At 60.5% G+C, this 19980-nt stretch carries 20 protein-coding genes; 8 read left to right on the top strand and 12 right to left on the bottom strand.

The features are described 5' to 3' along the window. Positions 1–165 precede the first annotated feature (165 nt). Genes PQR32_RS14185 through PQR32_RS14170 form a run of 4 tightly spaced genes read right to left on the bottom strand, consistent with a single transcriptional unit; the run spans position 166 to position 3463 of the window. On the bottom strand, positions 166–609 hold the full coding sequence (locus PQR32_RS14185) for a MaoC family dehydratase (protein ID WP_408227462.1): 444 nt from the start codon (positions 607–609) through the stop codon (positions 166–168). Beyond that, entirely contained in the window at positions 606–1799 is a 1194-nt protein-coding gene (locus tag PQR32_RS14180) for a CaiB/BaiF CoA transferase family protein (protein ID WP_408227459.1), read from the bottom strand. Before PQR32_RS14180 ends, PQR32_RS14185 begins: the two co-directional genes overlap by 4 nt. Before the next feature lie 44 nt (positions 1800–1843). Further along, positions 1844–2989 (bottom strand): acyl-CoA dehydrogenase family protein, encoded by a 1146-nt coding sequence (locus PQR32_RS14175; RefSeq protein WP_408227456.1) that lies wholly within the window; start codon positions 2987–2989, stop codon positions 1844–1846. 48 nt (positions 2990–3037) lie between these two features. Continuing rightward, entirely contained in the window at positions 3038–3463 is a 426-nt protein-coding gene (locus PQR32_RS14170; protein ID WP_408227453.1) for a MaoC family dehydratase, read from the bottom strand. Positions 3464–3886: 423 nt separating this feature from the next. Between PQR32_RS14170 and PQR32_RS14165 the strand changes: the two genes are divergently transcribed. From PQR32_RS14165 to PQR32_RS14140, 6 genes are all read left to right on the top strand, one after another. After that, entirely contained in the window at positions 3887–4918 is a 1032-nt protein-coding gene (locus PQR32_RS14165) for a TRAP transporter substrate-binding protein (RefSeq protein WP_408227450.1), read from the top strand. A gap of 12 nt (positions 4919–4930) precedes the next feature. Further along, entirely contained in the window at positions 4931–5464 is a 534-nt protein-coding gene (locus PQR32_RS14160) for a TRAP transporter small permease (protein ID WP_408227447.1), read from the top strand. Positions 5465–5475: 11 nt separating this feature from the next. Further along, complete coding sequence (locus PQR32_RS14155) at positions 5476–6747, top strand: TRAP transporter large permease (protein WP_408227444.1); 1272 nt, start codon at positions 5476–5478, stop codon at positions 6745–6747. A gap of 108 nt (positions 6748–6855) precedes the next feature. Beyond that, positions 6856–7689, top strand: a complete 834-nt coding sequence (locus PQR32_RS14150; RefSeq protein ID WP_408227441.1) for an enoyl-CoA hydratase-related protein — start codon at positions 6856–6858, stop codon at positions 7687–7689. A 181-nt stretch (positions 7690–7870) separates the two neighbouring features. Continuing rightward, complete coding sequence (locus PQR32_RS14145; protein ID WP_408227438.1) at positions 7871–9106, top strand: CaiB/BaiF CoA transferase family protein; 1236 nt, start codon at positions 7871–7873, stop codon at positions 9104–9106. A gap of 66 nt (positions 9107–9172) precedes the next feature. Continuing rightward, positions 9173–10897, top strand: coding sequence for an FAD-binding protein (locus PQR32_RS14140; protein ID WP_408227435.1), 1725 nt, complete (start codon positions 9173–9175; stop codon positions 10895–10897). A 344-nt stretch (positions 10898–11241) separates the two neighbouring features. Here the strand turns inward: PQR32_RS14140 and PQR32_RS14135 are convergent, their stop codons facing one another. Then, positions 11242–11685, bottom strand: coding sequence for a hypothetical protein (locus PQR32_RS14135; protein ID WP_408227433.1), 444 nt, complete (start codon positions 11683–11685; stop codon positions 11242–11244). Between the two features lie 6 nt (positions 11686–11691). Here PQR32_RS14135 and PQR32_RS14130 point away from each other — a divergent pair, with 6 nt between their 5' ends. Next, a complete protein-coding gene (locus PQR32_RS14130) occupies positions 11692–11883 on the top strand; it encodes a hypothetical protein (protein ID WP_408227431.1) in 192 nt (63 codons plus the stop codon). Here PQR32_RS14130 and PQR32_RS14125 read toward each other — a convergent pair. The 5 genes from PQR32_RS14125 to PQR32_RS14105 all read right to left on the bottom strand — a co-directional run bounded on the left by PQR32_RS14125 (position 11872) and on the right by PQR32_RS14105 (position 16391). Then, a complete protein-coding gene (locus PQR32_RS14125) occupies positions 11872–12129 on the bottom strand; it encodes a hypothetical protein (protein WP_408227428.1) in 258 nt (85 codons plus the stop codon). The genes PQR32_RS14130 and PQR32_RS14125 overlap by 12 nt on opposite strands. 35 nt (positions 12130–12164) lie before the next feature. Beyond that, on the bottom strand, positions 12165–12560 hold the full coding sequence (locus PQR32_RS14120; RefSeq protein WP_408227425.1) for a nuclear transport factor 2 family protein: 396 nt from the start codon (positions 12558–12560) through the stop codon (positions 12165–12167). 340 nt (positions 12561–12900) lie between these two features. Next, positions 12901–14409, bottom strand: a complete 1509-nt coding sequence (locus PQR32_RS14115) for a CoA transferase (RefSeq protein ID WP_408227422.1) — start codon at positions 14407–14409, stop codon at positions 12901–12903. A gap of 92 nt (positions 14410–14501) precedes the next feature. Further along, positions 14502–15455, bottom strand: coding sequence for a 3-hydroxyacyl-CoA dehydrogenase NAD-binding domain-containing protein (locus PQR32_RS14110; RefSeq protein WP_408227419.1), 954 nt, complete (start codon positions 15453–15455; stop codon positions 14502–14504). A gap of 21 nt (positions 15456–15476) precedes the next feature. Next, a complete protein-coding gene (locus tag PQR32_RS14105) occupies positions 15477–16391 on the bottom strand; it encodes a 3-hydroxyacyl-CoA dehydrogenase (RefSeq protein WP_408227416.1) in 915 nt (304 codons plus the stop codon). A gap of 620 nt (positions 16392–17011) precedes the next feature. Between PQR32_RS14105 and PQR32_RS14100 the strand changes: the two genes are divergently transcribed. Beyond that, positions 17012–17590 (top strand): GNAT family N-acetyltransferase, encoded by a 579-nt coding sequence (locus PQR32_RS14100; protein ID WP_408227413.1) that lies wholly within the window; start codon positions 17012–17014, stop codon positions 17588–17590. A 507-nt stretch (positions 17591–18097) separates the two neighbouring features. Here PQR32_RS14100 and PQR32_RS14095 read toward each other — a convergent pair. Both PQR32_RS14095 and PQR32_RS14090 read right to left on the bottom strand, forming a co-directional pair. Continuing rightward, positions 18098–19024 carry a LysR family transcriptional regulator gene (locus PQR32_RS14095; RefSeq protein ID WP_408227410.1) on the bottom strand — a complete coding sequence of 309 codons (927 nt, stop codon included), beginning with the start codon at positions 19022–19024 and terminating at the stop codon, positions 18098–18100. Next, positions 19021–19923, bottom strand: a complete 903-nt coding sequence (locus tag PQR32_RS14090) for a LysR family transcriptional regulator (RefSeq protein ID WP_408227407.1) — start codon at positions 19921–19923, stop codon at positions 19021–19023. The genes PQR32_RS14095 and PQR32_RS14090 overlap by 4 nt, the downstream gene beginning before the upstream one ends. Positions 19924–19980: the final 57 nt, after the last annotated feature.

The raw sequence follows: 19980 nt of genomic DNA, 5'->3' as shown, positions 1-19980 counted from the left end.
CACTTATCTGGCTCGCTTAGCCAGCTGACCTCCCAGCTAAGTCAAGCGTGCTGTTTCTCCTTCGCCGGTTCGGCATCGAAAGTAGTGTAATTGTAATTAGCAAAGCGGCGTGACGGCTGTTGTCGAAAACCCGCACAAGTTCGGCCTGGCGTGCTGATTGTCAGCTCATTGGAAACGCAATTCCTTCAGCGCCGACAGTCCGGTTAGCACCGGCTTGCCGTCCTGATTGCGAACCATCGTGTCCATCACGAGAATGCGCTTGGCGGGTTTCTTCTCGACTACGGTCACATGGATTTTGATCGTATCGTCGATGAAGACCGGTCCGAGAAAGCGCAACTCCTGCCCAACGTAGACGAAGCCGGGACCGGTCAACCCGGTATGCGTCGTCGACACCAATGCCGCGGTCAGCAGGCCGTGCGCCACGCGCTGGCCGAATGGCGTGTGTGCCGCGAAGTGCTGATCCATGTGCAACGGATTCAGGTCGCCCGACAGATGGCCGAAAGCGTTCACGTCACTTTCTGCAATGGTACGCACGAGGATCTGGCAGCGGCCAATCTGGATTTCGTCGAAACGCAGCATCTCGTGGCTCTGATTCAGATGAGTGTTCATGCGGTTCTCCGCTCGGTCAGCGCCGCGCCGGCTTCGACCAGCGTATTGATTTCGTGCGGCTCGTAGCCCAGTTCGGCGAGCACCTCGCGGGTGTGCTCGCCTTGGCGCGGCGGCTGACGGGTGAGCGGTGGTGCTGCGCCGTCGTATCGAACCGGATGCGCGAGCAAACGAACCGGCCCGGCTTGCGGATGATCGACCTCCATGATGATGCGGTTGTGCGCCACTTGCGGGTCGGCCTCGACCTGATCGTAATCGTTCACGGGCGCGTACCAGATGTCGTGCTCGTCGAAGGTCGTCATCCAGTCGGCCGTCGTGCGCGTGGTCAGCACGTCGTACACGATGCGGTTCAATTCGTCGCGGCGGCGCACATTGTCCTTCGGGTGCGAAAACCCGGCGAGCATGGGTTGAGACAAGGCCGCCGCCAGCTTCTCAGTGGGCGTCAGCGAAACGGCGATCCAGCCGTCGAGAGTCCGGTAAATCCCGTAGGGTGCCGGATGGAACCGGCTGCCGGTCGGCGGGTTTGTGCGCGGCCAGAGTGGCCCCTTGTTCAGGTAGTAGGTGAACGGCTCGATCTGAAGATCGAGCGCCGCGTTGAGCAGATTGCTTTCGACCAGCGTGCCTTTGCCAGTACGTTCACGCGCCTGCAAGGCCGCGACGACGCCGAAGGCTGCCAACGCCGCCGCGTGCTGGTCGACGATCGCGGATCCGACTGGCGTGGGCGGGGAATCGGCTTCGCCGGAGAGCATCGTCATGCCGCTTATGGCCTGCAGCAGCAGGTCCTGCCCTGGCCGCTTGAGATATGGCCCCGATGACCCGTAGCCGGTGCACGAACAGTACACGAGCCGCGGATTGATCTCGCGGACATCGTCGTAACCGAAGCCCATGCGCTGCAGGACGCCTGGGCGGTAGTTTTCGATCAGGACATCGGCTTCCTTGATCAGCCGCCAGACGATCTCGCGCGCGCGCTCGTCGCGCAGATCCAGCGAGATGCTGCGCTGATTGCGATTGCCGAGCAGGAAGAACATGCTCACCCCTTCGACATACGCGTCGAAGCCGGTCCAACTGCGCTCGAACGCGCCGCCCGGCGGTTCGATCTTGATCACGTCCGCGCCGACGTCGGCCAACATCTGCACGGCGGCGGGGCCCTGCAAGAAGTGAGTAAAACTTAACACCTTGATGCCTTCCAGCATGACTTGTCTCCTGACCGCGTGTCCGTATCTGTTTGACTGAGGGCTCAGGCAAGCAGGTTTCGCGAAATGATCATTCTTTGAATCTCCGAGGTCCCTTCGACGATCTCCAGTACCTTGGCGTCGCCGAATGCGCGCGACACGGGGTACTCGCTCATCACGCCATAACCGCCATGTATCTGCAACGCCTGATGAGCCGCCTCCATCGCGCGCTCGGTGGCGAAAAGCTTGGCCATCGACGCCTGCTGATCGAAGCGAACGCCCGCATCTTTCAGCGCGGCGGCATCGTAGAGCATCAGCCGCGCGGCGTGCGCGTGGGCCGCCATGTCAGCGATCTTGAACTGCAGCGCCTGGAACTCGGCGATCGGCTTGCCGAATGCGCGCCGCTCCTTCATGTACGCGATCGACCGATCTAGTGAACCCTGCAGGATGCCTAACGCGAGCGCGCCGATCAGGATTCGGCCCGTGCTGATCTGGGCAAGCGTCTGCCGCAAGCCCGCACCGCGTTCGCCGAGCAGGTTGGCGGCCGGGATCGCGCAGCGCTCGAAGTACAACTCGTAGGTGCTCGATGCGCGCCAGCCGATCTTGCGCAGCTTGCGCCCGTAGCTGAAACCGGGGGTGCCGTTGGGCACGATGAAGTTGGAAATTTCCTTGCGGCCGTCAGGGCGCGTGCCCGTTACCGCGGCGATGACGACTGGTCCGGTCACTTCCGTGCCGGAGTTGCTAATGAAGGTCTTTGATCCATCGATGATCCATCGGTCGCCTTCCAGCGTCGCACGCGTCGCGATGTTGGCCGCGTCGGAGCCCGCGTTGGGCTCCGATAATCCGATCGCGCCGACCTTGCGGCCGTCGAGGATAGGGCGCAAATAGCGGTCCTTTTGCTCATCGGTGCCGTAGTTGGAGAGCAGGCTCGCGACGGTCGAATTGGCCATGAGCGAGTTGGCGATTGCGCAATCTACCCGTGCGAGTTCTTCCAACACGATCACATAGGAAAGCCATTCGCCACCGCCGCCACCCCAACTCTCCGGATAGGGCAGGCCGGCGAAGCCGAGCTCGCCGGCACGCTTCCAGATGTCGTAAGGAAAGGCTTCCGCTTCCCAAAGCTCTTCCGAGACAGGAGCGATTTCGTTTTCCGCGAAACGGCGCACGGCGTCGCGTATCGCGGTGTGGTGTTCGTTTAACCAATGCGGCATGTTCGACTCTGTGAAAAGCGGGAGAGGGGTTAAAGGCAGGGCGCTGTGTTACAGCACCTTCAGATAGGTATCGCCAGATGCGACCACAGTGCCGTCCTGGCGCGTGACGTCTGCTCTGAACACGCATAGGTTGCGATCGTCGTCCTTCTCGCGCAGCGTGAGCCGGGCAGTGACCGTGTCGCCGATAAATACCGGCGCGTTGAACGTGATGTCGTAGCGGTAAGAAACCGCACCGGGGCTAGGCGCCTTTTGCGCCATATAGCCCATCACAGTCGATAAGAAGCCGACCGACAGACATCCCTGCGCGATGCGCTTCTCGAAGCGCGTGGTTTTGGCGAATTCCTCGTTCAAATGCACGGCATAGAAATCGCCGACGATCCCGGCGAAGCCGTAGATATCGAATTCAGTTACGGTCTTGGCGAAATCGGCAGTGTCGCCGACCGCGTAACAATCCATGTGCGGGCGTTTGGCCATGGTGGTTCTGAAAGTGAGAGTCGGTTGAGGAGCCGGCCTGTTCCTTGTTGATCGGGGCCGGCGGGCGTGACTCAAATTTAATCAGTGGGGGCTGCTGACCGTTAGGACGGTTTGGGCGAATGCTTGGACTTTTTTGACTGCACGCACGCAGTGATTTCAGTCTTCGCCGATCCGCAAGGAGCCCGCGGATAGCCCCCGGTTAGCCATTCGTCAGTATCGCCAAGGGTTTTCCCCTCGTGCGCGCCGGATAAATCGCCAGACAGTCCGGGAAACGCTTGTTATCGAAGACGCCGTAAAAAAGTACAAGAAATCGGGCGACCGGTCCTAACGCCCGTTGCGTGCACTCACGAATACTTGAAGCGCCTGCAGACGGATCGACCTGATGCGGCGCGAAAAATACATTCCAGTACGGAAGGAGACGAAATGAAATCATTCTTTAGCGCGCGCCGCGCAGGACGCGCCGTGATGGTAGGTACGCTGCTCGCAGCAGGCGTCGTTGTCGCAAGCGTTGCCCGTGCCGACGAGCCGATCGTCATGAAGCTGGGCCACACCCTCGCTCCGGACAACCACTATCAGCTGACTGCCCAGGTGTTCGCGAAGGAGGTCGCGCAGCGAACCCACGGCAAGGTCAAGATCGAGATCTTTCCGCAGTCGCAGCTCGGCGGCGAAGTGCAGATGGCGCAAGCGCTGCGCACCGGCACCCAGGAGCTCATGATTTCCGCACAGGCGCCGATCGGAAACACGATCAAGCAGTGGCAGATCTTCGATACGCCTTATCTCTTTAGCAGCATCGACGACGCCAACCGGGTTCTGCAAGGACCGGTCGGCCGCAAGTTCCTCGACATGATGCCGGCGGTCAACATGATCGGCCTGACGTGGCTGTCGGTCGGAGAACGCAATCTGTTCACGGCGAAAAAGCCCGTCGGCTCGCTCGGTGACATGAAGGATATGAAAGTGCGAGTGATGCAGAGTCGCGGCTATATCGCGGGCTATAAGGCGCTGGGCGCAAACCCGACGCCGCTGCCTTATAACCAGTTATTTCTGGCGCTTTCGCAAGGCCTGGTCGACGGCGGCGATACCTCCCCGGAGCAGTTCATCCAGGACAAATTTTCCGATGTCGCCAAGCATTACTACCTGACCCACGTGAACTACTTGCCCGTGGTGCTGGCAATGAGCAAGAGCGCCTGGACGCGTCTTTCGCCTGACGAACAGAAGGCGTTTCAGGCCGCTGCCGCCGTCGCCGCCGACTATGACGTGAAGGAATACAAGCACGAGTACGACGACGCGCTCGCCACGATGAAGAAGAACGGCACCCAGGTGACCGGAATCAATACAGCGCCGTGGGCCGCCGCGACTGAAAGAGCGCGCCAGAGCCTGCTCAGCGACATTCCCGATGGCCAGGCGCTTTATCAGGAAATCAAGGCGGCCGACAAGTCCGCTGTCGCTTCGAAATGAAGGGAGAGTGCGATGGAAAAGCTTGCCCGTAGTCTCCTGTTGATCGACGACCTGGTCCTGAAGATCACGCTGTTCCTCTGCGGTGGACTACTTCTCATGATGGTGCTCGTCGCTGGCCTCGGGGTGGTCTTTCGCTTCATCCTGCACAACTCGCTGTCGTGGTCCGACGAGCTCGCGGCTTATCTGTTCGTGTGGCTCACGTGCCTCGGTGCGGCGGCAGGAGCCAAGCTGCGGGTTCATCCGGAGGTGCGGGTACTGGCCGACCGTTGTCCGCCTGCCTTCGCGCAGACACTGGCGGACCTGACCGACTGTGTCGTCCTCGGGCTCGGAGTGGTGTTCGTTATGTACGGTGGCGACATGCTGGATCTGATGGGCACCGAAACCGCGACCTCTCTGCCGATCTCGATGGTGTACCCGTATCTCTCGATTCCCGTCTGCGGCGCGTTGCTGGTCTTTCATTCCGCGGTGCGAATCGCGGTTTCCCATCTCGCGCCCGGCGCGCAAACGAGGCCGTCTCTGTTGCAGGGCGTCTCCGAACATATCTGAGGTGAATCAACATGTGGGCACTCGCTCTAGGCGCCGGGTTTCTCGGCTTGGGTGTACCGGTGGCCATTTGCATCGGCATTGCGGCGACGATTGCATTGACGCTGAATGGAACCCCGCTGCTGGTGATTCCGCAGCAGCTGTTTTCGAACCTGAATAACGTCGGCCTGCTGGCCATCCCGTTCTTCATGTTGACAGGCGCAATCATGGATGCGGGCGGCGTCTCGCGCCGGATCATCGACTTTTCGCAGGCGCTTGTCGGGTTTATGCGCGGCGGCATCGGGCAGGTGACGATCGTTGCGAGCATGTTCTTCGCCGACCTCTCCGGTTCGGCGACTGCGGATACCGCAGCGATCGGCTCGGTCATGATCCCCGGGATGGTCAAGCAGGGATATTCACGCGCGTTCGCAGTGGCGCTGCAGTCGGCAGCGGGCTCACTCGGACTGCTGTCGCCCGTGTCGATGAGCATGCTGGTGTACGCCTACACCGCCAACGTTTCGGTCGGAACGATGTTCGTCGCGGGAATAGTGCCGATGCTGCTGGTGGTCGTTTCCTTCATGCTCGTGAACTACGTGACTGCCGTGCGCCAGAACTATACGGCGGTCGAGGCGTTCTCCGCCAAGCGGCTGTGGACCACGTTCAGACAGGCGATCTGGGCATTGCTGACTCCCGTGATCATTCTGGGCGGCATCCTCGGCGGCGTCTTCACGCCGGTTGAAGCAGGCGTCGTCGCGGCGCTCTATGTGACGCTGGTGAGCGCCTTCATCTTCAAGTCGCTCAAGCTGTCGCACTTCAGGGAAATACTCACGCGCACGGCCATCAATACCACGCGGGTATCGTTTCTTCTCGGGCTCGCGTTCGTGCTCGGCCGCTATCTGATTGAGGCGCAAATTCCGTTGCACGTCGCCAACAGCTTCCTGGCCGTGACGACCAGCGCGTTCGTGCTGCTGATCCTGATCAATCTCTTCCTTCTGGTAGCCCATACGGTACTGGAAACGATCTCGAGTATCGCGGTGGTGATCCCTGTGTTTCTGCCGCTCGTCGTGCAGATGCATATCGACCCGGTCGTGTTCGGCGTCATCGTACTGGTCAACTCGGCCATCGGCATCAACCTGCCACCGATCGGTTTTTGCCTCTTTACGGCTGCGTCGATCGGCGGTGTGTCCGTCGAAAAAGCGACTCGGGCGATCCTGCCGTTCATCTTCGCGCTGGCGGTCGACCTGCTGCTGATCATTGTCTTCCCGCATATCCCGCGCTTCCTGCCGAACTTGCTGGCAATCAAATAACACGAGGGCGATGGGTCGGCGGCTGCACGCCTTTGGCCCAAGCTCCACGACCCCATATGCGTCGACTGTTCGCACGCGAAAAGCGATCGAATTACCGAGAGGCTCATCATGAACACGGCTCACATCGAGCGAAGCGGCGCGGCGCCGGTCCCGCGGGCCGCATTCGAGGACCTGCAGTACCTGAAGCTGGAACAACCAGTTGAGTTCGTCTGGTTGATCACGTTGAATCATCACGATAAGCGCAATGCGCTGTGTGTGCCGCTGCTGGCGGAACTGGCGCGCGTGCTTGCGGCAGCCGAAGTCAGCGACGACGTCAGGGCTGTCGTGCTCACCGGCGGCGAGCGTTTCTTCAGCGCGGGGGCGGATATTGCCGACATGGCGGCACGCGGGGTCGCGGCGTATGCGGACCTGGTGCGTCTCGCGAGCTGGAAGGCGATCGAAACGTTTCCGAAGCCGCTGATCGCCGCGGTCAACGGCTTCGCCATCGGTGGTGGCCACGAGCTGGTGATGCTGGCTGATATCGTCGTCGCGGCGGACGACGCCACTTTCTCGCAGCGAGAGATCGTCATCGGCGCCCTCCCGGGCGATGGCGCCACCCAGCGCCTGCCGCGGGTGCTCGGCAAGACACTGGCGATGAAACTCGTGCTTACCGGCGAGCCGCTGACGGCAGCCGAGGCCGAGCGCCACGGACTGGTGACCGAGGTCGTACCGCCGGCACGCAGCATTGCGCGCGCTGTTGAGATCGCATCGCTGATCGCCGCCCGCGCGCCGCTCGCGGTCCGACTGGCCAAGCGCGCCGTGCTCGATTCGTTCGAGACGAACCTTCAACAAGGCCTGGAGTGCGAGCATCAGGCGAATCTCGACGTGTTCAAGACCGAGGATCGCGCCGAAGGCCACCGCGCATTCGTCGAAAAGCGGCCGCCGCACTTTAAGGGGCGCTGACCACTGGTGCGTCGCGCATGCGCCTCGCGACGGCGATGGGCAACGCTTGCCTTTAGTTCTGACCGGCATCGATGCAGGTATCCACGCCGCGGTCTTTCGAATGTTCAGGGCCCACGCGGAGTTCAGTAGGGCCTTGGTCCACCTCACCAGATAGCCGGACTCACGACGTAACGGAGATTGCATGAACGGGCTGAATGGTATCCGCATTCTCAGCTTCAATCATTTTCTGATGGGGCCTTTGGGCGTGCAGCACCTCGCCGATTGCGGGGCCGAAGTCATATCGGTCGAACCTGTCGACGGCGCATTTCAGCGCAAGTGGGGCGGCGCGAATTGCGCCATCGATGGGCAGACGATGCTGCTTCTGATGGGTAATCGCAATAAGCGCAGTCTGGCGCTGAATCTCAAGGACCCGCGGGCGATCGAAATCGTCATGAGCTTGCTGCCTCAAGTCGACGTGGTCGCCGAGAACTACCGTCCCGGTGTGATGGAACAGCTGGGATTGGGTTACGAGGCACTCAAGACAGTCAAGCCGGACATCATCTATGCGTCCGGCTCGGGATTCGGTCCGGACGGACCCTATGCCAGCCGGCCGGGGCAGGACCTGATCATTCAGGCCATGTCGGGTATCGCGACAATCACCGGAACCCGGCAGGACGGTCCGCGCGCGGTGGGCGTGTCCGTCGTCGATCATCACGGCGCTGCGCTGTATGCGAACGGCATTCTGACGGCACTGCTCAACCGTGAGCGTACGGGCGAGGGCTGCCGGGTCGACGTCAGCTTGCTGGCGGCTGCGCTCGATCTGCAACAGGAGTCTCTCACGTGCTTCCTGAACGGAGACGGCCATGACGACGTGCGACAGGCGGGGCGTGTATCAGGTTGGTACTTCCCCGCACCGTACGGCATATACGCAACAGCAGACGGTTTCGTCGCATTGTCGCTGAGTCCTCTCGACATCATCTATCAGGTCCTCGAGATCCCGGAAAAGGAACGGATTCCCGCGAAACGTGCATTCGACGCGCAGCAGGAAATCTCCGACCGGCTTGCGCGCCGGCTTGCGCAGGACACGACGGCGCACTGGTTGCCACTCTTCGAGCGGCATCATGTCTGGCACACGCGCGTCAACGATTATGCACAGGTGGTCGCCGATCCGCAGGTGCGCCACTTGAAGAGCTTCGAGACAGTCGAAGGTGCAACCGGCAGCCCAGTGACGCTCGTCAATCACCCGGTGCGCTACAACGGCAGCGCGCCGGCTATCCGCACGCCGCCGCCACGATTGGGCGCGCACACGATCGACATCTTGTCAGGGTTGGGAATGAACCGGCCGATGATCGACTCGTTGCTGGCGGACGGCGTAATCGGCGTTGCCGTCGATGCCAAGGCCGTTGCCGCGGACGCGGCAAAAGGCGGAGTTGCGTGAAGCGAGGATGAAGCCGTCCATGCGGCGAGCGTGCCGCGCGTGTCGATCAAAACAGGAGAAGCAGGCATGAGTGACAGGTACAGGGAAGTCAGTACGGATGTGCTCGTTGTTGGCAGCGGCGGCGCTGCGTTGCGGGCTGCGCTCGAGGCAGACTCCAGCGGCGCTGACGTGCTGGTCGTGATCAAAGGCGAATTTCGCAAAAGCGGCGCTACGTTTCATAGCGTAGCCGAAGTAGGCGCCTTCAATGTGCCGGACGGAGCAGGGGATCCCAGCGATAATCCTGATGTTTTTCTCGCCGATATCCTGCATGCCGCTCAAGGCATGGCCGACCCGCGCTTGAGCGCGATTCTCGCGAACGAAGCGCAGGACTCCCTGCGCTACCTCGAACAGTACGGCGTAAAGTTTGAGCGCGAGGATGACCACTACCTGGTTTTTCGCGCATGCTTTTCTTCCAAGCCGCGCTCGCATGTGATTCATGAGCACTTCAAACCAATCGTGAAATCGCTGGGGACTGAAGCGTCCCGGCGAGGCATCAAGGTCATGGACCGGTTGATGCTCGTCGACTTGCTTTCGCAGGGCGGCGAATGTCTCGGCGCTTACGCGATCGATTCGGATGGAAACCCGGTGCTGATCCGTGCCAAGTCGACGATTCTTACCACCGGCGGTGCAAGTCAGCTGTTCGCCCAAAACCTGTATCCATCGGACATTACCGGCGACGGCTATGCAATGGCTTATCGCGCGGGCGCGAGACTGGTCAACATGGAGTTCATGCAGGCCGGTGTGAGCGTGCTGACGCCTTTCGTCAACCTGTTCGGCAACTACCTGTGGGACGCGCACCCGAATCTCACCGACCGCGATGGCAGGGCGTTCGTCCCTGACTATCTGCCGACGGGGCTCGCTCAGGCTGATGTCATTCGGCAAAAAGAGCGGCACTTTCCATTCAGCTCAAGCGACATCTCACGCTACGTCGAAATTTCGATTCAGAAGGCACTCAACGATGGCCGCGGCACGGCTGAAGGCGGAGTGTTTCTCGACTTCGCCGGATGCGATCTCGAATCGATACTGGCCGACAAGAGCCGAAGCATCGCAAGGATGTGGCCGCTAACCTGCCAATGGTATAAGGGGCACGGCGTCGACCTTTATCGCGACAGAGTGCAGATCACCTGCTCCGCGCATGCGATCAATGGCGGTTTATATATAGACGAAAACGCACAGTCCAATCTGAAGGGCCTGTTCGCCGCGGGTGAGGTGGCAGCGGGTCCACATGGCGCCGACCGTCTCGGCGGCAATATGGCCCTGACGTGCCAGGTCTTCGGCCGCCGGGCGGGCCTCGCCGCGGCCGAACGCGCGAAAAAGATGACGCACCGCGCGACTACCGGGGCCTTGGACGACGACCGCACGGTCGCCACGCAATTCCGCCGAAAGGGCAGGCACACGCTGGACGAACTGAAAGCACGGATTCAGCAGTGTGCAAACCGGTATTTGCTGATCGTGCGCGAGGAAGCCGGGCTTCAGACTTTCAGGCGGGTCTGCAGGGAGACGCGAGACCAGTTGTTTCAGGACACAGTGATCGGCACGCCGGCTGAGCTCATGCGGGGCATCGAATTGGCGAACTTGATCCAGGTCGGTGAATTGATGGCTTCGGCATCGCTTGCCAGGCGTGAGAGTCGCGGCGGTCACTACCGCGAAGACTTTCCTGAGCGCAACCCGGACTTCGCCAGCAACATATTCCTCGAGCGGAACGTGCCTGAAGGTCTGTGGTTCGGGCGGCTGGCGGATCTGCCGTCGTAAGTCGGTAGCCGAGCTGGGCTACCGAACGCGTCGAGCCGCGCAAATCGCTTCAGGTGGCTGGGTTGCGTATGCCGCTTGCGTGAGACTGCGAGCGACCAACTGCAGCTATTCACCGCTTCGCGTCGAACGGCTGGTGCTCGGTCTATTTCCGCCGTTCGTGCCCATAAGATTGCGGCCGAGCCGAAAGCCCAAACACGCGGTTTGCAAGAAGGCGATCTTCGGCCGCACGGAAGGACCAGGCCGCGTAATCGCAGGCCTGCGACCCCGACGTGCTCGAACAACCGCCTCTCACGTCGCTGGCACGCCAGAATGCTTCGAATATATTGAAAGGAAGTATTGCCTGTCTATCGCGGAGCAAATCTTGCAGTAACCCTCTCGTCGAGCTGATTCACTGCGCCCAAGGTTGTGATGAGTTCTGCGGGCCGGCTTCCTCGCAAGCCTGCCAACGTCGGATGGCCGTCACGAACGAACGTATAAAACCCAGTCACGAGATATACGCCGATGGCGTCGACATGTCGCTCCTGTTCGCCCACCACTTCTTTGAACATTGGCGATGAGAACAGCGACTTTGCCGCTAAGGGGCTGGCGAATGCGATTTCGGCAACCGCGAGATTCAGTCTGTCTGCCGCGACACGGTGTTCGACGTTAGGCGACGGAGGGGCGGGCCTATCATTGTCGTACGGTTCAGGGAGGTGCAGCTTCCACTTGACCACAGCGTCGTGTTTTGCGAGCGCGGTGTTCGTTTCCGTCAGCCACGTCGTCGTGTCCCGTCCTGGCTTGCGGCTCATGTACAAATGGATACGATGAAATGGGTCGGCACCGTTGCGAGTGCCATCTTCATCCTTGTCGACAAGCGTGAGCGAACCGTTTGGCAGGTTGTAGGCAACGGCTTCACCAATGAAGTTGGATTCATCGTCGTAAAGAATTGTGCCTGCCTCGGCGAATATGGCCTGCTCCTCAAGATTCGCAAACCCCTACTCTGCTGACCCATCGAGCTTCGCTTCAATCCGGCGAACGCCCTCTGCGACAGGCCAGAAGTTCGCATAATAGTCTCTGTCGAAGTGCTGTTGAACGTAGAAGTTGAGTCCCGGCAAGCGCGAACAAAGAGTCGAGTGCACGTCGCGCCAGTAATTTGCAAATAATTCGTGTGGGAGGCCGTCCCGGCGTCTCACGGAAGCGTAAACGTTGTGTTTGATGACATTGTCACGGGCAGAGAAGTCTTGCTGATTCATCAAAGCTCCTTAACGATGTAGGCGCTTGCCAGGCGTTATGCGGCCTTGGCCAGCAGCACCTTCGGGTCGAAGTAAGCTACAAGTAGCTGCTGTGCTTTACCATCTGAGATATCCCAATGCTCAGAAATCAGAATCGATTCGTCAGTACCCTGGACGCCAATCCGAATCAGAGCTACGACGTGTTCGCCCTGTACGGTTAGGCTCTCGTACGAAAGCCTCGCGAAATCGAGTGTCGCTGCCACCTGGGGAAGAATCGACACGTAGCCGGCTTTGTCATATTGACCTCCCCAAGGAAGGTAGTCGGGAACGAGCAATGTGAAGTCGTCAGCCAGGTACTTTTCGAAGTCCACTATCCTGCCCTCGGCGGCGCCTCGATAAAACGTTTTGACAATCGCCAGTGCGTCGGCTTCTTTGGTAGCGAGATCGTTCATGTCTGCAAATCTCCACCGTGACAGATGACTGACTATACGCTTGTGCCGCAGCGCGAATATCAGACCTGGCCGCCTGGAGCGAATTAAAAGTCCCGGAGGCACAGTCAAGTTTGAGCACGTAACTCAGGATTACTGATGGAACGGGCTGCGAGTTGTACGCAAACGGCCGGTGAGATCCCGACTTGAGACGTTCAGCATCATTTCGGGAAGGGCCGCTATACAGGGTCGATCAGAGCCGACCGCATCAGACGCGGGTCGGGCCAGGAAGCGACGTTCGATTCTCAATCGGTAACGCCGTCGCGCTCCTGGCCGATTTCGCAAAAGCGCAGGTCGGGAACCCTCACCGCGCCAGCCATTCGGGCTTGCTCGAGCCTCGTGGCACGAGCACCGTCCTGAAGGACCCGGGAGTCTCCGACAGGACGACCTGGTCGGTCATGCCCTGATACGTGCCCAATGGGGTCTCCGCCGTGAACAGATCGGGAGCGATGTAGGCGTGCTCGTCGGAAGATCCGGCGGTCGCCTGGGCATAGTCCCTGTCGAAGATGCCGAGCGAGAACAGCCACAGCACGGTTCGGGTCAGAGAAACGGTGACCCGATAGCTACCACCCTCGACCGCACGCCGGCGCAGCGCCGCGAGTACGCCGACTGTGCCGAGCCAGCCCACCACGTTGTCGACAATGGGGATGATCGGCGGCGATTTCGGACGCGCGAGCGTACCTTCGACGGCGAACAGCCCCGAGACGGCCGCGCCGATTTCATCGAATCCCGGACGATACTTCCAGGGGCCCCTGGCGCCGTGAAGCAGGACACTGGCATGGATCAACCCAGGCTTCCTGCCGCAGAGCTCCTCGGCCTCGAGACCATGGCGTTCCAGATAGCCCGGACGCTTGTTTGCGAAGAAGACATCGGCATCCTTCAGCAGGAGATCGAATTTCGCGCGATCCTCCTTCGAGTAGTCCAGGATCGTCGAGCGCATCCCGACCTGAGTGTCCCACGCGAACGCCTCGATCTCGCTATCGTCGAACGGCCGCCAGATGTTGAGGACATCGGCCCCGTGCAAAGCGAGGTCTCGCCCGATGGCCGCTCCGGCAATCACGTGACCCATCCCAAGTGCGCGAATGCCGTCCAGCGGACTGGTGCCCTCTTTCATGAAAGGGATCGGCTCACTTTCGCCGATCTTTTCCACGTTGATCAGCGACATTCTCGAGAGGACCTCGGTGTACTGAAGCTCCTTGCTGAATTCCTCGAAAGTGCGCACCTTCGCGATGACGATCCCGGCCTCCGCCGCCGCATTCTCCAGGTCGTCCGCGCGCCATTGCAGAATGGCGTTGCGCACGGCTTCCGGGCTGGAGTCGCACCGGAGCAGGCTGAGTTCGCGGGCAGCCAGCTTTGGGTAGATGTTCAGGGGCACGACATGCCGTCCATCGCGGGTTTCGCGAAAGAGATTCGTATCGATCTTGAGGGCTGGAGGACGTCCATTGATCGTCTCCCATTTCAGATCGAAGAACCCCGCGAAGCGCCGCAACGCTTTACGAACGTCCACTTCGATGTCCTGTTCCTCGCCGGTCCGCAGTCGCCATAGTGCAGCGACGCCGACGGCCTTCGCGGCCAGGGCGATCGCGGACAACGAGCCGAACCGGAAGAGCGCGGGGATGATCGGATCGCGGCCGTGGAAAGTGATCTTGCCACCGCTGTCCGCCGTCGATAGCCCGACGTCTTTCAGTACGTCATTGAGCGCGCCGTGCAGGTCGATATCCGCGTTCCGTGCCGGATTCGCGAGATTCGATTGAATGATTCCGGTGAGCCGATCCGGATCGTTTTCGATTGGAAGATTGGTCGAGTCATTCATTTGCGAAATTCCATTTCGATTAGGGAGTGTCAACTGCCCGCGATCAACCCGCGCGAGCGGCAGCCTCGCGCGGGTTAATCGCGTCCGTACCTTTAGTGCGCAGTGCCTTTAGTACGCAGTTCGATGAGTCCGAGCAGCAGCTCATCGCGCTCTGCCTCCAGTTCCTCGATGGACCGCGATCCGACCTCGGCATGAACGCCGTCGATCAGCTTCTTCTGCACTTCCGGCGTCAGCTCCGGCGAGCCCAGTTCCTTCCACCCAGCCGTCATCGGGCCGGCGAACTGATGGAAGAAGTGCTCGATGCCGCCCGGGCCGCCGCCGAGGTGATTGAGCATCATGTTGCCCATCAAGCCCCAGCGCAGGCCCGGCCCCCAGGAGAGGGCGGTGTCGACGTCGGCGGCACTCAGCACACCCTCTGACACCAGGTAATAGACCTCGCGCGCCACCGCGAACTGCAGACGGTTGGCGACGTGGCCCCGCAATTCCTTGTTCAGGCGCACCGCCTGTTTCCCGATCGACGTATAGAACTCCATGGCGCGCTGGATCGTCTCTTGCGAGGTCTTGGTCCCGCCGACGATCTCGACCAGCGGAATCAGGTGCGGCGGATTGAACGGATGGCCGACGACGCAGCGCTCGGGATGCAGCACGGCGCCCACCTGGATGCTGCTCATGGGCAGGGTCGACGTGCTCGATGCGATGATCACGTGGGGGGGCAGCAGCTCATCGAGTTGCCGATAGAGATCCTGCTTGAATTCGAGCCGCTCGGGGCCGTTTTCCTGGACCAGGTCGACATCCGTGAGTGCTTGTGCAAGCACGGGCGTGAATGTCAGGTTCGCTTGCGACGCGCCGGGCGCCAGGCCCAATCTCGTGAGCGCCGGCCAGGCAGCCTCCACGAACGCCCTGAGCTGGGCTTCGGCATTCGGGGCGATGTCCGTCGCAACGACCTTCAACCCCTTGGCGAGAAACAGCGCGGTCCAGCTGGCACCGATCACGCCGGTGCCGATGATGGCGATGCGGCGAATGGGCTGGCTCTTGGTATCAGTCATGTCATGTCTCCAATGCGTGGGTCAGAATTCGGCATAGGCAATGCCGGTGAGGTTGCCTTGGGCGAAAAGGAAGTTGCGCGGGTTTTTTCCATCGAGATCGGCGGAGTAGACCGAGCCGCCCAGGTCCGTGACGAACATCCGGTTACCGGGAATGTCGAGTGCGATGCCGATTCCCTCCATCAGGTGCGTAACGAGGATTTCAGACGTCGCCGGTCCGTCGATCGGCGTGCGACTGACGGTGTTGCCGCGCGGAGGATCGCCGCGGTCGGTCCAGTAGAGGACACGCTTCGTGAGGTCGAGCTCGAGGTCGATGGGCTCGGGCAGCCGGTCGAACAGCACTTCGATGTCGGAGCGGTTCGCCGGGTCTTCGCCTTGCGGGATGTCGATATTGGTGCGGAAGATGCGGCCCAGGCCGGCGTTGTCCGGACCTTTCTGCGTCCAGTAGAGCTTCTTGTGCTTCGGATCGATCGTGATTCCGACGCACCACCGGGTCTGGTCGAGACGGTCCTGGTCGCTCTGCCCGGTCGCGACCAGCGTGTCGACTTGAGAGCCGTCGAGGTTGGCGCGCATCACGCGCATGCCCTCGCGGTCGCACCAATAGAGCTTGCCGCCAACCTTGTCGAGATGAATCTGCTTCGGTGTGTGCGTGACGCCTTGCGGGACGATGACCACGCGGTTCTTGCCATCCAGGTCGGCACGTTCGATCGAGCCGTCATGGAGGCCGATCGAACCCATGTTGGTCCAGTAGATATGATCGGCATCAACGTCCACGACGATGCCGTCGGGGAGGCGGCAATCCGCGACGATCGTCTTGAGGTCGGATCCGTCGGGATTGATCGAGTGAATGCGGCCACCGCTCAGTTCGAGGAAAAACAATCGGCCGGAGCGGGTCGCGTCCGGGGAAATATTCGTTCCGCTGGTTCGGGGCAGGGTCATCGTGTGTCCTTTCGGGTCATTGCCATTGGAAGAGAGATTGAATGTCGGGCGCGACTGTGTACCGCCGGGTAGCGGTCTCGTCGATCATTACCGCTGGCTTTCCGATCCCTTCGCGATCGGAATCGGATGCCGTGAATTGCCTGGCAGGACGTTCATCCGGCCCGGGACCACATCGAGGTCCGCAGTGCAATCGCCAAGCCGTGGTGTCTGAATTGAACGGTTTGTAGTGCCAATTTTCTGATGGTAGTTGGCGGGGCAAAGGGCGGCTATTACATAAAGCTGGAATACGCCTCGTGTCCCATACTCGTTAGAGGCATGTCGCTGCGTGAATGACCATTTGACCTTTGATGCTGTTGAAAAAGCCGGCGACGGTCTACATCGCGAGGTTTTCATGGATCGCTTTACCCTTAACCGAGGCCCGCGAACCGCTTGTCAGGGCGTTCTGAGAGGTCGATTTTCTGACCGGCGGTGGGCAACCAACTGCCGCGACTTTTTCAACAGCATCCCTTTGAAACCGGCCATCGCTGGCACGAAGTGTCGTAGGTCCGATTCGGGTCGATTTCGGCGGTTCGTCGGGAGCCCAGGTTCGACCAGCAGCGGATCGCTGACTCAGCTGTCCGGTGAATGGCATTCCGCATCCGTTGGCGTTCGCCGGCCCCAACCAATTGATGCCGATCTCTTTATCCAGTACGCTGGCGAAGACCTGCTTATCGGGATCGGCGGTTGTGATGAACCTGGATTTTCAGCTGCCGGTACCCGGAGACTCGGCATGGCTATTTGACACGTACCGGCGAACGATGAAAGGTTTCGTTACTTCAGCGTATGGCTGGGACGACGACTTGCAGCAAGCAGGGTTTGCAAAAAGCCTTCGCCAGGGCTGTTGTCAAATAGTTACGTGGGAAGGCGGCCGATGCGGGTTTGTGCAATGGGACGTCGAACCGGATCTCGTATGGCTGAGGATGCTTTGTATCGTGCCGGAGATGCAAAACAAGTCGATCGGCAGTGCAGCGATTGCCAAGGTCATGTCGTTGTCCAGTTACTTACAAAAACCGCTGTACCTGAATGTCTTCATATGCAACCGAGCTGCCTATGACTGGTACAGCAGAATCGGTTTTGTCGAAATCGAAAACGACGGCAAGATCTGCACTTTGGTGCATGCTCCTTCGTCGTCACCGGCCCTTATGGAACGGCATGCGTAATCTCCGAAGCACCCTGTCCGCAGCGGGAACAGCCGGGTTCGGTTGAATCCGCACTCGACACTGCGATTGATGGAAGGAAACAGAGGCGAGGACGTGCGCAAGACGACCCAATTGCTCCGAAGGGACAATAAGCTGCGCGGAACGGATGCTGGACGGCTTGCTTCTTGCATGCCAAGAGACACTGGGCGTCCGAGCTTCGACAGCCGGGGCGAGTCTGCCCCGAGTTATTCGCTCAGCCCGAATCGCCTCGATTGACATAAAAGCTAACAGGGATGGTCAACATGCCTGTCCGGAAATCATCCGCACAACCGACTTCGTTTGCGGACACTCGCCCTTGTGGTTGATGTTCGTTATTTTTGCTAGCCGGTGTTCATTGAGTTTGCTAGCGAAGGCATTGACTCCCCAGACAATGGACCCTGCTGCGCGGAAAGCGCCCAGCGCGTTGTCCGAAAAGGGCTGATATTTTTCCCTCCCGCTTGCAGGTTCCCAGGGACTGCAAGCGGGTGATCAGGTGCTTTCCATGTAGGTGTCAATGATGGCCTTTGTAACGTGCTCCCATAACCACTGCGCGCCTGGTTCCCGGACACTGCGTCGGTGTCGGACCGCACTGAGTGAAAACGTGCGTTGCAAGGCGGCCACGCTGCTTGAGTGATAGCGTCCCAGCAGCGCCAGCGGTGCGATCAGACTTCGCGGCAACCATACCGCCAGGTTGCTGGTCGACAGAATCATCGGGACGGCCAGATAGTGCGCGACCCGCAAGCGAATCCGGCTCGTCAACCCATGTTCTGCGATCAACTGCTCGACATCGGGAAAGCGCCCCACCAGCACGAATTCGAACTGCGTCAGCAATTCGCGGGTAATGGCTTGCCCCGCGAACGGGTGTTGCTCGCCCATCACGAGCACATAGTCCTGATCGAACAGATGCACGCGCTCGAATTCAACGCCCATTTCAGGAAGCAGACCCAGCGCAATATGCACGGTGTTGGTTTCCAACGCACTGGCGAGTTCGCCGAGAGGAACCATCACCGACTTGAGTCGCACGTTTGGCGCAATGGCGGCGAGATGCCGCTGCACGGCGGGCAAAAACGCCAGTTCGCCGCTATCGCTCATGCTGATCACGAAGGTTCGATCCGATTGTTCCGGCACGAACGTTTGCGTCTCTTGCAATGTGTCGTGAATCTCGCTGAGCGCGCGGTGAATTGCCGGTGCGATCAGGCTGACTAGCGCAGTGGGTTCAACGCCGCCGGGACTTCGCTTGAACAGCTGATCCTTCAGCAAAAGACGCAAGCGCGTCAGTGCGCCGCTCACCACGGGCTGCGATACGTCGAGCCTTAATGCCGCCCGGCCGATATTACGTTCGATGAAAACGGCGTCCAATACCTCCAGCAGATGCAGATCGATGCGCTCCGTTACGCGATTCGGATCCCGGGTCATCGCGCCTCCGTCTGGCCGCACAGCGTATCGAGTATCTGTTGCCGCATCCATTCCAGCGCCGGATCGCGCATGGCCCGCGGGTGGAGGAACACGTTGACCGCGACCGCGCGTTGTCGCGTGGTGGGTGTGACGATACGGTATTCGCCAAGCGCGACGAGTGCGCCCGCGACGCTACGCGGCAACCACACGGCCAGGCCGCTGCCCCGCAGCAGTGCTGGCACCGAAAGATAGAACGATGTACGCACCCTGATCTGGCGGCTGAGGCCGAGGTCAGCCATCAACTGTTCGATGTCGGCCGACTCGCCGACCACGACATAGTGAATCTGCTGCAAGGCCTCGCGTGATGCGTTGTCCGGCACCGGGTGCATGCCCTCGACCAGCAGGACGAATGCGTCATTGAATAGATGCTCGCGCACGATGTCGTCGCCCATTGCGCCATAGCTGCCGATTGCGAAGTCAATTTCGCCGGCTTGCAACGCCTGCGGGATGTGAGCCGCTGGCAATTGCGCAGTTTCGAGTCGTACCTGAGGCGCCATTTCGTCGACGCGTTGCCGCAGTGGCGGAATGGCGATGATCTCGATGCTGTCGCTCATATGAAGCCGAAACGTACGCCGCGCGCTAGCCGGCTCGAAACCGAAGCGTTGCACGAGGCAGTCTTCCAGCAGGCTCAGGGCTTCGCGCACGCGTGGCGCGAGCAGTGTCATCAGTTCCGTGGGCGCCACGCCGCTTGCCGTGCGCACGAACAGCCGGTCCTGCAGCAGTTCGCGCAGGCTCACCAGCGCATTGCTCACGCGCGGCTGCGACAGGTTGAGCCTGAGTGCCGCGCGGCTCACGCTGCGCTCGCTGTGGACGGCGTCAAGAATCCGCAGCAGATTCAGATCGATCTCGTTGATATTCATGACACGAATATACGATCAAACGCCCGCCGCGTAGTGCAAAAAATTTGCTGGACCTAG

This window comes from Paraburkholderia dipogonis, from assembly GCF_046027395.1.
Lineage (GTDB): Bacteria > Pseudomonadota > Gammaproteobacteria > Burkholderiales > Burkholderiaceae > Paraburkholderia > Paraburkholderia dipogonis_A.
Note: the sequence above shows the minus strand (reverse complement) of the source record. Positions and strands in the feature narration are given on the sequence as shown.

What these genes read in the sequence shown, in the direction of transcription:
- PQR32_RS14185 (WP_408227462.1), bottom strand. Translation starts at nt 609, where the DNA reads ATGAACACTCATCTGAATCAGAGCCACGAGATGCTGCGTTTCGACGAA.
- PQR32_RS14180 (WP_408227459.1), bottom strand. Translation starts at nt 1,799, where the DNA reads ATGCTGGAAGGCATCAAGGTGTTAAGTTTTACTCACTTCTTGCAGGGC.
- PQR32_RS14175 (WP_408227456.1), bottom strand. Translation starts at nt 2,989, where the DNA reads ATGCCGCATTGGTTAAACGAACACCACACCGCGATACGCGACGCCGTG.
- PQR32_RS14170 (WP_408227453.1), bottom strand. Translation starts at nt 3,463, where the DNA reads ATGGCCAAACGCCCGCACATGGATTGTTACGCGGTCGGCGACACTGCC.
- PQR32_RS14165 (WP_408227450.1), top strand. Translation starts at nt 3,887, where the DNA reads ATGAAATCATTCTTTAGCGCGCGCCGCGCAGGACGCGCCGTGATGGTA.
- PQR32_RS14160 (WP_408227447.1), top strand. Translation starts at nt 4,931, where the DNA reads ATGGAAAAGCTTGCCCGTAGTCTCCTGTTGATCGACGACCTGGTCCTG.
- PQR32_RS14155 (WP_408227444.1), top strand. Translation starts at nt 5,476, where the DNA reads ATGTGGGCACTCGCTCTAGGCGCCGGGTTTCTCGGCTTGGGTGTACCG.
- PQR32_RS14150 (WP_408227441.1), top strand. Translation starts at nt 6,856, where the DNA reads ATGAACACGGCTCACATCGAGCGAAGCGGCGCGGCGCCGGTCCCGCGG.
- PQR32_RS14145 (WP_408227438.1), top strand. Translation starts at nt 7,871, where the DNA reads ATGAACGGGCTGAATGGTATCCGCATTCTCAGCTTCAATCATTTTCTG.
- PQR32_RS14140 (WP_408227435.1), top strand. Translation starts at nt 9,173, where the DNA reads ATGAGTGACAGGTACAGGGAAGTCAGTACGGATGTGCTCGTTGTTGGC.
- PQR32_RS14135 (WP_408227433.1), bottom strand. Translation starts at nt 11,685, where the DNA reads ATGAGCCGCAAGCCAGGACGGGACACGACGACGTGGCTGACGGAAACG.
- PQR32_RS14130 (WP_408227431.1), top strand. Translation starts at nt 11,692, where the DNA reads ATGGATACGATGAAATGGGTCGGCACCGTTGCGAGTGCCATCTTCATC.
- PQR32_RS14125 (WP_408227428.1), bottom strand. Translation starts at nt 12,129, where the DNA reads ATGAATCAGCAAGACTTCTCTGCCCGTGACAATGTCATCAAACACAAC.
- PQR32_RS14120 (WP_408227425.1), bottom strand. Translation starts at nt 12,560, where the DNA reads ATGAACGATCTCGCTACCAAAGAAGCCGACGCACTGGCGATTGTCAAA.
- PQR32_RS14115 (WP_408227422.1), bottom strand. Translation starts at nt 14,409, where the DNA reads ATGAATGACTCGACCAATCTTCCAATCGAAAACGATCCGGATCGGCTC.
- PQR32_RS14110 (WP_408227419.1), bottom strand. Translation starts at nt 15,455, where the DNA reads ATGACTGATACCAAGAGCCAGCCCATTCGCCGCATCGCCATCATCGGC.
- PQR32_RS14105 (WP_408227416.1), bottom strand. Translation starts at nt 16,391, where the DNA reads ATGACCCTGCCCCGAACCAGCGGAACGAATATTTCCCCGGACGCGACC.
- PQR32_RS14095 (WP_408227410.1), bottom strand. Translation starts at nt 19,024, where the DNA reads ATGACCCGGGATCCGAATCGCGTAACGGAGCGCATCGATCTGCATCTG.
- PQR32_RS14090 (WP_408227407.1), bottom strand. Translation starts at nt 19,923, where the DNA reads ATGAATATCAACGAGATCGATCTGAATCTGCTGCGGATTCTTGACGCC.